The sequence below is a fragment of the Campylobacter sp. CCS1377 genome, from assembly GCF_040008265.1.
Classification (GTDB): domain Bacteria; phylum Campylobacterota; class Campylobacteria; order Campylobacterales; family Campylobacteraceae; genus Campylobacter_D.
Map to the genome: position 1 here is coordinate 509,933 of NZ_CP155620.1, position 15,049 is coordinate 524,981.

Sequence of the window (15,049 nt, forward strand, 5' to 3'; positions counted from 1 at the left end):
AATGATATGATTTTTGGAAAAATTGACTATATTAATCTTTTACCTTTGCATGTTTATCTTAAAAAATATCCTTTGCCAAATGGTCTTAAAGCTACGATGGAATATAAAAAAGGCGTTCCAAGTAAATTAAATAAAGAGCTTTTTTACAGAAGAATTGATGCGGCTATTATTTCGAGTATAGAAAGTAGTAGAAAAAAATACAAAAATTTAAATATTGGAATTTGTGCAAATAAAAGAGTCTTAAGTGTTTTGGTGGAAAAAAATTCACAAAAAGCCAAAGATCCAAGTTCGGCTACTTCAAATGCTTTGGCTAGAGTTTTAAGACAAGATAATAATAAAGTTATTATTGGAGATAAGGCTTTAAAGCTTTATTTACAAGATAGAGATGCCTATGTTGATTTGTGTGCTTTATGGTATGAAAAAACGCATTTGCCTTTTGTTTTTGCAAGATTTTCTTGTATTGCAAAAAAAACATTTTATACAAAGCTTTTAACAAATTTCTCATATAAAAAAATCAAAATTCCTCATTATATCTTAGAAAAATACGCAAAAACAAGAGATATAAGCGTTAAAGATATAAGATATTATTTAGATGAAGTGATTTATTATCAAATTCAAACCAAAGAAAAAATGGCCCTAAAGCGTTTCATAAAAGCAGTGAAATTTGATACTAAAATTTAAATATTGCACTTGATAAATGTTATATTTTGATAAATTTGCTCGCATTAAATATATTAATTAATTCTTAAATTATCAGTTATTATCAGATAAATAGTGTATTTTGTTATAATTTTTGCTAATTTTTTAATTTAAAGTTTTAAATATATATTGTGAAAATTTTTAAAAATATAATCAATTTAAATTATACTAAAATTAAATTTTTATATTTAATCTTTTACTTTTAAATTCCTACTAAAAATGTATTGTTGAAATTATAAAAATTGATAATGTGTAGATTTTATGCGTATCGGTTTTCTTTTAAGAACTCTATTTTTTGGTATTTTAAAATAAATGGCAAAAATTTTTATATTTGCTTATAAAAATAAATTTAAAAATATTTAAATTTATTTATTATAATAACCAAATCTGAAAAATGTAAAAAATTTTCAGAAATTCAAAATTAAGGATGAAAAATGGCTAATGCAAAAGCTTATATTAATTCGATCTTAGAAGATATTCAACAAAGATCAGCACATCAGCCCGTGTTTCTTCAAGCAGCAACTGAAGTTTTGAAGTCTTTAGAACCGATTTTAGCAGCGAATTCAACTTATGAAGAGCATGCAATTTTAGAAAGACTCATCATGCCTGAAAAGACAACTATTTTTAGAGTGGTGTATTGTGGAGATGATGGTAAGGCAAGAACACATTTTGGATATCGTGTGCAGTTTAATTCAGCGATCGGACCTTATAAGGGTGGGCTTAGATTTCATCCAACGGTAAATTTGGATGTTTTGAAATTTTTGGGATTTGAACAAATTTTTAAGAATTCTTTAACAGGACTGATGATCGGCGGAGCTAAAGGTGGAGCGAATTTTGATCCAAAAGGCAAAAGCGAAGCTGAAATTATGAGATTTTGCCAAGCTTTTATAGCTGAACTTAGTAAAATCATTGGTGCAAATACAGATGTGCCTGCTGGAGATATCGGGGTAGGCGGTAGAGAGATTGGCTATATGTTTGGTGCGTATAAAAAAATTAGCGGTTTGTTTGATGGAACTTTAACTGGTAAAAGCACTCTTTGGGGCGGAAGTTTAGCAAGAACTGAAGCCACTGGTTATGGCTGTGTATATTTTGCAAAAGAAATGTTAGAGCATGCAGGACTTTCTTTGGAAGGAAAATCTTGTGCGGTTTCAGGAAGTGGAAATGTGGCAATTTATACCATAGAAAAATTAAAACAATTTGGTGCAAAAGCTGTTACAATAAGTGATAGCAATGGTTTTGTTTATGATAAAGATGGTATTGATTTAATGCTTTTAAAACAAATTAAAGAAGTTCAAAGAGGTAGAGTTGAAGATTATGCTAAGGTAAAAGCAGGTGCAATTTATACTCCAAAAAGTGCATATAAAGAAGGAACAAATGGTGTTTGGTCTGTGCCTTGCGATGGAGCATTTCCAAGTGCTACTCAAAATGAGTTGAATTTAGAAGATATCAAAACGCTTTATAATAATGGTTGTCGTTTTGTAGCTGAGGGTGCAAATATGCCAAGTACTTTAGATGCAATTGATTTTATGTTAGAGAAAAAAGATTTTTATTTTGCTCCTGCAAAAGCAGCTAATGCAGGTGGTGTGGCAACTTCGCAGCTTGAAATGCAACAAAACGCTAGTATGACAAATTGGACTTTTGATGAAGTGGATCAAAAATTACATAAAATCATGAGCAATATTTTCCATAACGCCTATCAAACTTCAAAAGAATATGGTCATGAAGGAAATCTTGTGATGGGAGCTAATATTGCAGGATTTAAAAAAGTTGCTGATGCAATGATAGATCAAGGCTATATTTAATTTATACTCATAAAAGAGTCACTGGCACTCTTTTATGATGCAATGATTTTTATTCTTTATTCTTAAGTCTTTCTTTGTTAAAATTGCTACTTTGAATAACCAACGAGAGTTTTGATTAATGCAAGAAAATTTTGATTTAGATTTAGAAAGAGCAATTTTAAGCTCGTGTATTTTTAATGAAGATGCTTATGCAAGCATTTGTGGTGATATTGAACCTGATGATTTCACTCTTAAAGCACATCAGGATATTTTTTATGCTATTGTTTCTTGTGCTAATGCGGGAGAACCCATAGCTCTTAGTTTTTTAAAAAAATATAAAAAAGTTGATGAAAATGTTTTAAATGAAGTTATTGCTACGAGTTCTATTATTGATTTGGGAAAATATGTTAGCGAATTAAGGGAGAAATCCATCAAAAGAAAATTGTTAAATTTCGCACATACCATTCCTTCGCGTATTAATGAAAATAAACCTGTATCGCAAATTTCGGATGAAATAAATAAAGAAATTTTTAATCTCACTAATCGTATTAATAGCGCAGATATTAAGAATATAGAAATTATTTTATCCGAATTAATTGATGAATTTGAAAAGCAAAAAATAGCTATTAATAAAGATATTTTAGGGCTTGATACAGGTTTTAGCGATTTAAATAAAATGATAAAGGGTTTTAAGCCAGGTGATTTGGTGATTGTGGCCGCAAGACCAGGTATGGGAAAAACTACGATATGCTTAAATTTTATAGAAAAGGTTTTAAGACAAGACAAGGGTGTAGTATTTTTTTCACTTGAAATGCCTGCAACTCAAATTATGCAAAGACTTTTGGCTGCCAAAACTTCCATTGCTTTGCAAAAACTTTTAATTGCAGATTTAAATGATGAAGAATGGGGCAGAGTGAGTGATGCTTGTAATGAATATTCTAAAAAGAATTTATATATCTATGATAGTGGATATGCGAGCATTACGGATATTCGTGCGATTTTAAGAAGAGTAAAATCTCAAGATGAAAGTGTATCGCTTTGTGTGGTTGATTATATAGGTTTAATGATGAGTAATTCTAATTTTAGCGATAGACACTTGCAAGTCAGTGAAATTTCAAGAGGCTTGAAGCTTTTGGCAAGAGAACTTAATATGCCTATTATCGCACTTTCTCAGCTTAATCGCTCTTTAGAAAGCAGGGCAAATAAAAGACCAATGCTAAGTGATTTGCGTGAAAGTGGCGCTATAGAGCAAGATGCAGATACTATTTTATTTGTGTATCGTGATGAAGTTTATAGGGAGCAAGAAGAAAAAGAAAGGGAAAATAAAGCCAAATCTGAAGGCAAAAACTATCAAAGGATTTTTATCCCAAATCCTATACAAGAAAAAGCAGAGCTTATTGTGGGTAAAAACAGAAATGGTCCTACAGGCACGGTAGATCTTTTATTTTTAAAAGAAAGATCGAGTTTTGTTGAACCTATAAAAGAAGAATTTAGTGCAACGAGTTTTGAAGAGTAACATAATATTTTTTTAAGATATAAATAATTTATTTTTAATTTTAAAACTCAAGCAAATTTTGTATAATAAATGATTTAAAAAAGGCTAAATGATGAAAGAAATATCCGGTTCTACAATGGTATGCGAAGCCTTAAGGGCTGAAAAAGTAAAAGTTGTTTTTGGCTATCCTGGAGGAGCAGCTTTGAATATCTATGATGAAATTTATACTCAAACTTATTTTAAACACATTCTTGTGCGTCATGAGCAAGCTGCTTTGCATGCAGCAGATGCTTATGCAAGAATGAGTGGTGAAGTGGGTGTGGCTATAGTTACAAGCGGACCTGGTTTTACTAACACCATAACAGGACTTGCTACGGCTTATAGTGATTCTATACCTTTGGTTTTGATTTCTGCACAAGTTGCAAATTCTTTAATAGGCACTGATGCCTTTCAAGAAATTGATGCAGTGGGTATTTCTCGCCCTTGCGTGAAACATAATTATTTAGTAAAAAATATTCAAGAATTGCCTAGAATTTTAAAAGAAGCTTTTTATATTGCAACAAGTGGTCGAAAAGGGCCTGTTCATATTGATATCCCAAAAGATGTAACTGCAGCTTTGGGAATTTGGGATTATCCTCAAGAAATTACTATGAAGACTTATAAGCCAAACTATAAAGGCAATGCAAAGCAGATTAAAAAATTTGTTGAGCTTTTAAAAGAAGCTAAAAGACCTTTATTTTATCTGGGTGGAGGTTGCGTTGCATCTAATGCTAGTGAAGAATTAAGAGAGCTTGTTAAAATCACTCAAATTCCCGCCGTTGAAACCTTAATGGCTTTAGGAACTTTAAGAAGCGATGATGCTTTAAATCTTAAAATGGCAGGTATGCATGGAAGCTATGCTGCCAATATGGCTTTGAGTGAGTGTGATTTGCTAATCAGTGTTGGAGCGCGTTTTGATGATAGGATTACGGGAAAAACAAGCGAATTTGCCAAGCGAGCTAAAATTGTGCATATTGATATTGACCCAAGTTCGATTTCTAAAATTATCAACGCTCATTTTCCAATAGTTGGAGATATTAAAAGTGTAATTTCTCAAACTTTAGATGAGCTAAAACGCGATCAATTTGAAATTCAAACTCAAGAATGGCTTGAAACCTTAAAGCGTTATCAAAATTTATATCCTTTAAGCTATGAAGATAGTGATGAAGTTTTAAAACCTCAATGGGTAATACAAGAATGCGCCAAGCTTGCTCCTGATGCAAGGATAATTACTGATGTGGGACAGCATCAAATGTGGGTAGCACAATTTTATCCTTTTAATTTTCCAAGACAGCTTGCTACAAGTGGTGGACAAGGAGCGATGGGATACTCTTTACCTGCGGCTTTGGGTGCAAAACTTGCAGTTGGCGAAAAAGAAGTTGTGGTGAATTTTGTTGGCGATGGATCAGTTTTGATGAATATCCAAGAGTTAATGACGGCTTATGAGTATGGTATTGTTGTGATTAATATTATTTTAAACAATGCCTTTTTAGGTATGGTGCGTCAATGGCAAAGTATGTTTTATGATGAGCATTTTTCACAAACAGATTTAAGCGTGCAAGCTGATTTTGTGAAGATTGCTGAAGGTTTTGGATGTGAGGGATATGATATAAAAACAAAAGATGAATTTCGTAGTGCTTTTAAAAGAGCTTTAAATTCGCAAAAAACCACTCTTTTAAATGTAGCCATTGATCGTTTTGAAGATGTTTTACCTATGGTGCCAGCAGGCGGTGCTATTTATAATATGATTTTGCCAAAATTGAAGGATAAAAAATGAGAAGAGTTTTATCGGTAATTGTTTTAAATGAACATGGAGTTTTATCGCGTATCGTAGGGCTTTTTTCAGGTAGAGGATATAATATTGATAGCTTGACAGTTGCACCTTTAGCGGGAGGGGAATTTTCGCGCATTAATATAGTCACTTCAGGTGATGAACGCGTTTTTGAGCAAATTGTCAAGCAGCTTCATAAACTTATTCCTACTTATAAGGTTATAGAAAGTGAGGAATTTATTGAAAAAGAAATGGCTCTTGTAAAAATTCCTTTAAATGAGAATTTGGGTGGATTGGATGCAGTTTTGAAAGCTTATAATGGAGTCATTGCAAATAGTAATGAAAATTTTTTATTTTTGATGGTTGCTGATGATGCAACTAGAATTGATAATTTTTTAAAAACAATTAAAAAATATAATCCTAGTGATATAGTTCGCAGTGGATCAGTTTTGATGGAGATTAAATGAAATTAAGCGAAATAGCAGATTTTTTAGGTTTAGAATATAATGGAGAAGATATCGAAATAACGGCTTTAAATTCTTTATTAAGAGCAAATTTTACTGAGCTTACATATTGTGATGGCGAAAAAAATGCTAAAGATATACCTAATACCGGCGCAGCAGCGATTTTAGTCGCAAAAGAATATGAAAATTTAGTGCCAAAGGATACTAAGGCTTTAATCACTCAAAATCCGCACTTAAGTTTTGCTTTTTTAAGTAAGCTTTTTGCTAAACCTTTATTTGATAATGCAAAAGAAAAAATTCAAAATATAGCAAAAAGTGCAAAAATTATGCCAAATGTTTATATAGGAAATAATGTTTGCATAGGTGAAAATGTTGTGATTATGGCAGGTGCTTATATAGGCGATAATGTAAGCATTGGCGATGAAAGCATTATCCATCCTAATGTGGTCATTTATAATGATAGTAAAATAGGGAAAAAATGTCATTTGCTTGCAAATTGCGTTATAGGAAGTGATGGTTTTGGCTATGCACATAATAAAAACGGCGAGCATTATAAAATTTATCATAATGGGAATGTGATTTTAGAAGACTTTGTTGAGATTGGAGCTTGTACAACTATAGATAGAGCGGTATTTGATAGCACTATCATTAAAGCAGGCACAAAGGTGGATAATCTCGTGCAAATAGGACATAATTGCGACATAGGGCAAAATTGTATTATTGTAGCACAAACTGGAATTTCAGGATCAAGCGAACTTGGACGCAATGTAGTTATGGGCGGACAAAGTGCAACAAGTGGGCATTTAAAAATAGGAGATTTTAGTACCATAGCTGCAAGAGGTGGAGTGAGTAAAAATCTTGAAGGTGGTAGGGTTTATGGCGGTTTTCCTATAATGCTTCAAAAGGATTGGTTAAAACTTCAGGCAAAAATTGCTATGAATTTTAGAGAAAGAGAGTGATGATGGCTTGAAATTTGCTTTATAAATTCAAGCGAATTTTTTAAGTAAGGAGAAAAAATGTTAAAGCAAATAAGTATTTTTATAGTGATGTTATTTGTTTTTAGTGCTTGTGCAACCAATTCTGGCACTATAGCGCAAGTAGAGCAAATTTCAAATAGTACGCAATGTCAGCCTTGTGAAAGCAATAAGGCTTTTGAGGCAAAAATCAAAGGTTTAATTTATTTGAGTGATGTGGGATTAAAATGTTGCGCCAATAAAAGAACTTTAGATACTTCTGTGGCTTTAAAAAAGGTTTATTTGCACCGTATTTATGATTTGGAAGAAGAAAAAAAGATTTTTAAAAATAAAAATGCAAGCTATTATCTTGATGAGCACTTTAATGTGATTCTTTATTCTATGCTAAAAACAGAACTTAAGAATCGTGGTATTATTGTATTGGAAAAAAGCGATTCTCCTTATGATTTAAAATTAGATCTTGCTTTTACTGACTTTAATTCTAAGGTCGATAATAATGGACTTCATTCACGCGTAAAGGCAAATTTAAAACTTCGCAATATCAATACACAAAAAACTTTAGCAGTTAGCACAAGACAAGATGTTGTCGGCTTTAAAGATGAAAAAGAAGTGTCTTTTTATACTCATTTGCTTTTAAAACAAATGGCAAATAAAATCGCAAGTATTATAAGCTCACTTTGAGGTGTTATAACTGTCACTGCTTTACTCTGCTTGATTTTTGTCCTAGTTGCTTAGAGGAATTAGCAGAGTTAAGTCTTAATCATAGAATTCTTGATAATAGCTTCAAGGTTTATTCTTTTTATAAATACAGCGAGATCAAGCATCTTTTATATTCAAAACATAAATTTTATGGATATTTTGTTTTGAATGCTTTGGCGAAATTAAGTTTTGCGCGTTTTGATGAATTTTTTAGTCCTCAAGTCATGATTAATGCTGTGCCTCTAGATGATAGAGTCGAAAATGGGCTTTATTCTCATTCGGCTTTATTAGCCCGACATTTGAAAAGTCCTTTTATTAAGCCTTTATATAGAACTTTATATGCTAAATCTCATTTGAAATATTCTGGGAAAAGTATGAATTTCCGCTTGAAAAACAAAAGAAACTACGAGCTTTTAAAAATTCCAAAATACCCTGTTATTTTAGTGGATGATATTATTACAAGTGGTTCTAGTTTAATGCAAGCTAAACAAATTTTGGAAAAAAATCAAATTTCTGTGCTTTTTGCTTTAGTTTTAGCTGATGCAAAAGATTAATTTGTTAAAATATAAAATTGCTTCATACATTTAAGGATTTTTATGGAAAATATTTTTATAAAAGATTCAGATATTGAGTTGATTGATATTGAGAATTCTATCAAATCAAGCTATTTAGATTATTCTATGAGTGTTATTATAGGTCGTGCGTTACCTGATGCAAGAGATGGACTTAAGCCTGTTCATAGGAGAATTTTATATGCTATGGATGATTTGGGTGTTAGAAGTCGTAGTGCTTATAAAAAATCTGCTCGTATAGTGGGGGATGTGATTGGTAAGTATCATCCACACGGCGATACTGCGGTTTATGATGCTTTGGTAAGAATGGCTCAAGATTTTTCTATGCGTTATCCAAGCGTTGATGGGCAAGGAAACTTTGGCTCTATTGATGGTGATGGTGCAGCTGCGATGCGTTATACCGAAGCTAGAATGACAATTTTAGCAGAAGAACTTTTGCAAGATATTGATAAAGATACAGTTGATTTTGTCCCAAATTATGATGATTCTTTAAAAGAGCCTGATGTTTTGCCTGCTAGAGTACCAAATTTATTGCTTAATGGATCGAGCGGTATTGCCGTAGGTATGGCGACAAATATCCCTCCGCATAGTTTAAATGAGCTTGTAGATGGACTTTTGTATTTACTTGATAATAAAGATGCTAGTTTAGAAGAGATAATGCAATTTATCAAAGGTCCTGATTTTCCAACTGCGGGGATAATTTATGGTAAAAAAGGCATTATAGAAGCATATCGCACGGGACGAGGTAGGGTAAAAATAAGAGCAAAAACTCATATAGAAAAAAAGTCTAATAAAGATATTATTGTTATTGATGAGCTTCCTTATCAAACCAATAAAGCAAGACTTATAGAACAAATTGCAGAGCTTGTAAAAGAAAAGCAGATTGAGGGAATTTCAGAAGTTAGAGATGAGAGTGATAGAGAAGGAATTCGTGTCGTAATAGAGCTTAAACGCGAAGCAATGAGTGAAATAGTGCTAAATAATCTTTTTAAATCCACCACGATGGAAAGCACTTTTGGTGTGATTATGCTTGCTATTCATAACAAAGAGCCAAAAATCTTTTCTTTGATTGAGCTTTTAAATGTTTTCTTGAATCATAGAAAAACGGTGATTATTAGAAGAACGATTTTTGAACTTCAAAAAGCAAGAGCAAGAGCACATATATTGGAAGGTCTTAAAATTGCACTTGATAATATCGATGAAGTTATAGCGCTAATTAAAAATAGCCCAGATAATGCAACAGCCAGAGATTCTTTAGTAGCTAAATTTGGGCTTAGTGAGCTTCAAGCCAATGCGATTTTAGATATGAAACTTGGTCGTTTAACTGGACTTGAAAGAGAAAAGATAGAAAATGAACTTGCTAAGCTTATGGAAGAAATTATAAGACTTGAAGAGATTTTAAAAAGTGAAACTTTGCTAGAAAATCTTATCCGTAATGAATTAAAAGAGATAAAAAATAAATTCAATGTGCCACGCATTACTCAAATTGAAGATGATTATGATGATATAGACATTGAAGATTTAATTCCTAATGAAAATATGGTTGTAACCATTACTCATCGTGGCTATATCAAAAGAGTGCCAAGTAAGCAATACGAAAAACAAAAACGCGGCGGCAAAGGAAAAGTTGCGGTAACAACTTATGATGATGATTTTATCGAAAGTTTCTTTACTGCAAATACGCATGATACTTTGATGTTTGTAACCGATCGCGGTCAACTTTATTGGCTAAAAGTTTATAAAATCCCTGAGGGTTCAAGGACAGCCAAAGGAAAAGCTGTGGTGAATTTAATCAATTTGCAAGCTGATGAAAAAATTATGGCTATCATTCCTACAACCGATTTTGATGAAAATAAATCTTTATGCTTCTTTACTAAAAATGGTATAGTTAAACGCACTAATTTAAGCGAATATCAAAATATTAGAAGCGTGGGTGTTAAGGCTATTAATTTGGATGAAAATGATGGATTGGTAACCGCTATCATCGTTCAAAGAGATGAAGATGAAATTTTTGTGAAAAATTCGGATGAAAATGTGCAAGATGAAGTAGGGGATGTTGAAATTTTAGACGATGAAAACTCAGAAAATGAAGAAATTGCAAATGAAAATATAAAAGGCAAAATGCTTTTTGTGGTTACTAAAAAAGGAATGTGTATCAAATTCCCACTTGCAAAGGTGCGTGAGATTGGCCGTGTAAGCCGTGGTGTAACTGCGATTAAATTTAAAGAAAAAAATGATGAGGTGGTGGGTGCAGTTGTTATAGAAAATGATGAACAAGAAATTCTAAGTATAAGTGCCAAAGGTATAGGAAAGCGCACCAATGCGGGAGAATATAGACTTCAAAGTAGGGGTGGCAAAGGCGTTATTTGTATGAAACTTACTCCAAAAACAAAAGATTTAATTAGCATAGTTATAGTAGATGAAAGTATGGATTTAATGGCGCTTACAAGTAGCGGAAAAATGATCCGTGTGGATATGCAAAGCATTAGAAAAGCAGGACGTAATACAAGCGGCGTGATTGTAGTTAATGTAGAAAATGATGAGGTGGTAAGCATTGCCAAGTGTCCTAAAGAAGAAAGTGACGATGAAGAAGAGCTTGGCGCTGAGCTAAATTTAAAATAATGTAAATTTGGAACAGAAATTGCTAGTTTAATTTAATTTTACAATATATTGAAGGTTGAAATATGAAAAAATTAGTTTTAGCACTTGTTGCGGTTTTAGGTTTTAGTGGTTGTGTTGCTGCAAATGCAAATAAAACAAATGCAAATGCCAATCAAGCTACCCCAAGCAATGATGTGGTAGTGCAAAAAGTAGATAAAGATGATATTCGTGATATTATCCAGCAAGAAAAGATGTTGAGCTTGGATAATTCTGAAAACGAAATAGTTTTTGGCGCCACAGGTGAGGGCATTGCCCCTATGAATACTGTTTCTTCAGCTCAAGCTCTTGCATTAGCCAAAAGAGCGGCGATTGCGGATGCTTATAGACAGCTTGCAAGTAAGTTATACGGTGTGAAAGTAAATGGTAAGGATACTGTTAAAGATGCTATGCTTAAAAGTTCTACTGTTACAGCACAAGTAAATGGTTTAATCAAAAATGCAAATATTGTTGATGAAAGTTTTAATCAAGGACTTTATCGTGTTAATTTAGAACTTAAAATAGATGCAGACAAGTGGAAAGAATTATTTGCTTATTAATATTCTTTTTTTTTAGATTATTTGCCCAAGATGAGTTTATATTTTGGGCAGAATTTTCCAATAAAAATCTTATCTTATTTCATCAAAATCAAAATATATCCCTCGCAATGACGCGAAGTGCAAATGTAAAGAGCGAATTAGCTTGTGAAATTGCCTATAATGATAATGATTTAAAAATTCTTCCCAAAACAGAACTCGGCTTAATAGATGACGATATGAGTAAAACAATAAAGCTTGATTTTTTAAATTCTCACAAAGATGAGTTATTAAATTGCTTCATAGGAGCTAAAATAAAGATTAATGATTATATTCAAAGTGAAAATGCTTTAGCAAATCACGAAACTTATATTAAAATTTTACCTTTGCGTTTTATGGTTGAATTTGGAAATCATTTTGCATTGATTTATTATCTACATAAAGAAAAATAATAAATTTCTTCATAATTTTAAAACATTCTTTAAAATTTTTAGCTGATTTTTGCTATTATTTTAACTTTAAACAAAGTCATAAAGGTATATTTGTGAATTTAGTAATAGTTGAAGATGATATTAATATGAGAAAATCACTTGAAATTGCTTTGAGTGAATATGAAGAATTTAGTATAAAATCTTATAAGTCTGCTACAGAGGCCTTAAAAAAACTAGATGATGAAGTGGATTTGATTATTACTGATATTAATATGCCTGGTATTGATGGTATTGAATTTGTCAAATCATGTGAAAATAAATATGATTTTATTATCATCACAGGCAATGCTACTTTAAATAGAGCTATTGAAGCCGTTAGGCTTGGAGTGAAGGATTTTTTGGTAAAACCTTTTGATATTAATACCTTGGTGACTGCTATAAAAAGAGCTAAGATTATCCAAGAAAAAACTTCTAAAAAAAATTCTAAAAAAGTGCAAAAAAAAGAAGAAAGCAAGGACTTTTATGGTAGTTCCAAAGCTTTAGAAGATTGTTTAAATTTGGCAAAAAGAGCTGCAAAAACAGATGCAAGTGTTGTGTTGTTTGGCGAAAGTGGTGTAGGTAAAGAAGTGTTTGCAAATTTTATCCATAAAAATTCAAAAAGATCCTCTAAGCCTTTTGTAGCTATCAATATGGCAGCTATTCCATCAAATTTAATAGAAAGTGAGCTTTTTGGTTTTGAAAAAGGAGCATTTACAGATGCAAATGCTACAAAAATAGGGCTTTTTGAACTTGCAAATGAAGGGACGCTTTTTTTAGATGAAATTGGTGAAATGCCTTATGAAATTCAAGCAAAGCTTTTAAGAGCCTTGCAAGAAAAAGAGATTACTAGACTTGGAAGCACTAAAAGTATAAAAATAGATGTGCGTATAGTGAGTGCTACAAATGCAAATATTGAAGATAAAATTTCCAAAAATGAATTTAGAGAAGATTTGTATTATAGATTAAATACTATTCCTATAAATATTCCTCCTTTAAGAGCTAGAAAAGATGAGATTTTAGAAATTGCACAAAAAGTCTTATTGGATACTTGCAAGGAGTATGAGTTAGAAAATAAAGAATTAAATGAAGAAGCTAAGGCTGCGCTTTTAGATTACGATTTTCCAGGTAATATCAGAGAGCTTATATCAATCATACAAAGGGCCTGTATTTTAAGCGAAACAAATGAAATAAATGCCAAAGATCTATTTTTAGAAAGTAGAAAAAGCAAAGAAGTTAAAAATTTAGAAAAAGAACTGATTTTAGAAAGTTTAAAGGAAGCAAAAGATGTAAAATCAGCTGCTGAGCTTATTGGAATGAGTGAAAAAGTTTTTTGTGAAAAAATGAAAAAATACAATTTATAAAGGATAAAAAATGAAAAAAAGAATTGCTATAGTTGGTGCAACTGGTGCTGTGGGCGAAGAAATTTTAAATGTTTTAAATGAGCTTGATTTTCCAGTAGAAAGCATTTTACCCCTTGCAAGTGCGAAAAGTGCAGGTTTGGATGTAGAATTTAGAGGAAAAATTTATAAAGTAAAAGAACTTACAGAAAATGTTTTCAAAGAAAATCCTGTTGATATTGCGTTTTTTAGTGCCGGTGGAAGCATTAGTGAAAAATACGCTAAATTTGCAGTGGAAGCAGGAGCGGTAGTGATTGATAATACCAGTCATTTTAGAATGGATAGCAATGTACCTTTAGTTGTGCCTGAGTGTAATCCTGAGGATATTAAAGAGTGGAAAAAAACAGGAATCATTGCCAATCCAAACTGCTCTACTATACAAATGGTACAAGTATTAAAACCTTTAGATGATGAATTTGGTTTAAAAAGAGTAGATGTTAGCACTTATCAAGCAGCTAGTGGTGCGGGTAAAGAAGGCATGGAAGAATTAGTTGCTGCAATGCAGAGTTTTTTTGCATTTAAACTTGATGAGTTTAAGCCTCAAACTTTTCCTTATACCTTGGCTTTAAATTTAATCCCACAAATTGATGTTTTTACAGAGAATGGTTATACAAAAGAAGAGCTTAAGATGGTTAATGAAACTCAAAAAATTTTACATAAAAAACTAGAAGTTTCAGCAACTTGTGTGAGAGTTCCGGTTTTAAGAAGTCATAGCGAGGCCATTACTATGCATTTTGAAAAAGATGTCGATGTAAAAAAAGCAAGAGAGATTTTAAGTAAAGCACCAAGTGTAAAAGTTATTGATGATCCGCAAAATAAACAATACCCAATGCCGCTTTTTACAAGTGATACCAATGAAACTTATGTGGGTAGAATTAGAAGCGATATTAATCATAAAAATATCTTACATTTATGGTGTGTTGCTGATCAAATTCGTGTAGGAGCTGCTACAAATGCAGTAAGAATTGCACAAAAATGGCTAGAATTAAATTAGAAAGGAAAAAATGCTAGAAAAATTTTTTGAAAATTTATTGGTTAAAAGTCGTATAGTAACTATTTTACCGGTGATTTTTGGACTTATTGGGGCTTTTGTTTTATTTTTTATAGCAAGTTATGATGTAGTAAAAGTATTATTATATGTTTTTGATTATTTCTTTTTGCCTAATTCTACTATTGATTTGCATGAAGATGTGGTAGGACTTATCATAGGTGCTGTTGATTTGTATCTTATGGCTTTGGTTTTATTTATTTTTTCTTTTGGAATTTATGAATTATTTATTAGTGAAATAGAAGAATTTAAACAAACAAAACAATCAAAAGTTTTAGAGGTGCATAGCTTAGATCAACTAAAAGATAAATTAGCAAAAGTTATCATCATGGTTTTAGTGGTGAATTTTTTTCAAAGAGTTTTGCAAATGCAATTTAACGGCATTTTGGATATGACTTATTTGGCACTTTCTATTTTAGCACTTTGTATAGGACTTTATTTTTTACATAAAGGCGGTCATTAAGGAT

The 15,049-nt window shown here is 31.7% G+C and carries 14 protein-coding genes; all 14 read left to right on the forward strand.

Annotated features, from left to right (window positions below):
- The first annotated feature begins 6 nt into the window (after positions 1-6).
- The 14 genes from AAH949_RS02595 to AAH949_RS02660 all read left to right on the forward strand — a co-directional run bounded on the left by AAH949_RS02595 (position 7) and on the right by AAH949_RS02660 (position 15,045).
- Positions 7-681 carry an MqnA/MqnD/SBP family protein gene (locus AAH949_RS02595; RefSeq protein WP_134238470.1) on the forward strand — a complete coding sequence of 225 codons (675 nt, stop codon included), beginning with the start codon at positions 7-9 and terminating at the stop codon, positions 679-681.
- 452 nt (positions 682-1,133) lie between these two features.
- Positions 1,134-2,501: an NADP-specific glutamate dehydrogenase gene (gene gdhA / locus AAH949_RS02600; RefSeq protein ID WP_348518898.1), complete on the forward strand. Its 1,368-nt coding sequence runs from the start codon at positions 1,134-1,136 to the stop codon at positions 2,499-2,501.
- A gap of 118 nt (positions 2,502-2,619) precedes the next feature.
- Positions 2,620-3,996, forward strand: a complete 1,377-nt coding sequence (locus AAH949_RS02605; RefSeq protein ID WP_134238468.1) for a replicative DNA helicase — start codon at positions 2,620-2,622, stop codon at positions 3,994-3,996.
- A gap of 91 nt (positions 3,997-4,087) precedes the next feature.
- The gene (locus tag AAH949_RS02610; RefSeq protein ID WP_134238467.1) at positions 4,088-5,791 is read left to right on the forward strand and encodes an acetolactate synthase large subunit; all 1,704 of its coding nucleotides are present in this window, start codon (positions 4,088-4,090) and stop codon (positions 5,789-5,791) included.
- On the forward strand, positions 5,788-6,252 hold the full coding sequence (ilvN, locus tag AAH949_RS02615; RefSeq protein WP_134238466.1) for an acetolactate synthase small subunit: 465 nt from the start codon (positions 5,788-5,790) through the stop codon (positions 6,250-6,252). Before AAH949_RS02610 ends, ilvN begins: the two co-directional genes overlap by 4 nt.
- Complete coding sequence (gene lpxD / locus AAH949_RS02620) at positions 6,249-7,208, forward strand: UDP-3-O-(3-hydroxymyristoyl)glucosamine N-acyltransferase (protein WP_134238465.1); 960 nt, start codon at positions 6,249-6,251, stop codon at positions 7,206-7,208. Before ilvN ends, lpxD begins: the two co-directional genes overlap by 4 nt.
- Before the next feature lie 57 nt (positions 7,209-7,265).
- Positions 7,266-7,904, forward strand: coding sequence for an outer membrane lipoprotein MapA (gene mapA / locus AAH949_RS02625; protein ID WP_348518899.1), 639 nt, complete (start codon positions 7,266-7,268; stop codon positions 7,902-7,904).
- Complete coding sequence (locus AAH949_RS02630) at positions 7,901-8,476, forward strand: ComF family protein (RefSeq protein WP_348518900.1); 576 nt, start codon at positions 7,901-7,903, stop codon at positions 8,474-8,476. Before mapA ends, AAH949_RS02630 begins: the two co-directional genes overlap by 4 nt.
- A 42-nt stretch (positions 8,477-8,518) precedes the next feature.
- A complete protein-coding gene (gene gyrA, locus AAH949_RS02635) occupies positions 8,519-11,116 on the forward strand; it encodes a DNA gyrase subunit A (protein WP_348518901.1) in 2,598 nt (865 codons plus the stop codon).
- Positions 11,117-11,178: 62 nt separating this feature from the next.
- Positions 11,179-11,691 (forward strand): flagellar assembly lipoprotein FlgP, encoded by a 513-nt coding sequence (gene flgP, locus AAH949_RS02640; protein WP_134238461.1) that lies wholly within the window; start codon positions 11,179-11,181, stop codon positions 11,689-11,691.
- Positions 11,667-12,119: a hypothetical protein gene (locus tag AAH949_RS02645; protein WP_134238460.1), complete on the forward strand. Its 453-nt coding sequence runs from the start codon at positions 11,667-11,669 to the stop codon at positions 12,117-12,119. The genes flgP and AAH949_RS02645 overlap by 25 nt, the downstream gene beginning before the upstream one ends.
- A 92-nt stretch (positions 12,120-12,211) precedes the next feature.
- Entirely contained in the window at positions 12,212-13,498 is a 1,287-nt protein-coding gene (locus AAH949_RS02650) for a sigma-54 dependent transcriptional regulator (RefSeq protein WP_348518902.1), read from the forward strand.
- 10 nt (positions 13,499-13,508) lie between these two features.
- Complete coding sequence (locus tag AAH949_RS02655; protein WP_348518903.1) at positions 13,509-14,528, forward strand: aspartate-semialdehyde dehydrogenase; 1,020 nt, start codon at positions 13,509-13,511, stop codon at positions 14,526-14,528.
- Between the two features lie 10 nt (positions 14,529-14,538).
- Positions 14,539-15,045: a YqhA family protein gene (locus AAH949_RS02660; protein WP_134238457.1), complete on the forward strand. Its 507-nt coding sequence runs from the start codon at positions 14,539-14,541 to the stop codon at positions 15,043-15,045.
- Positions 15,046-15,049: the final 4 nt, after the last annotated feature.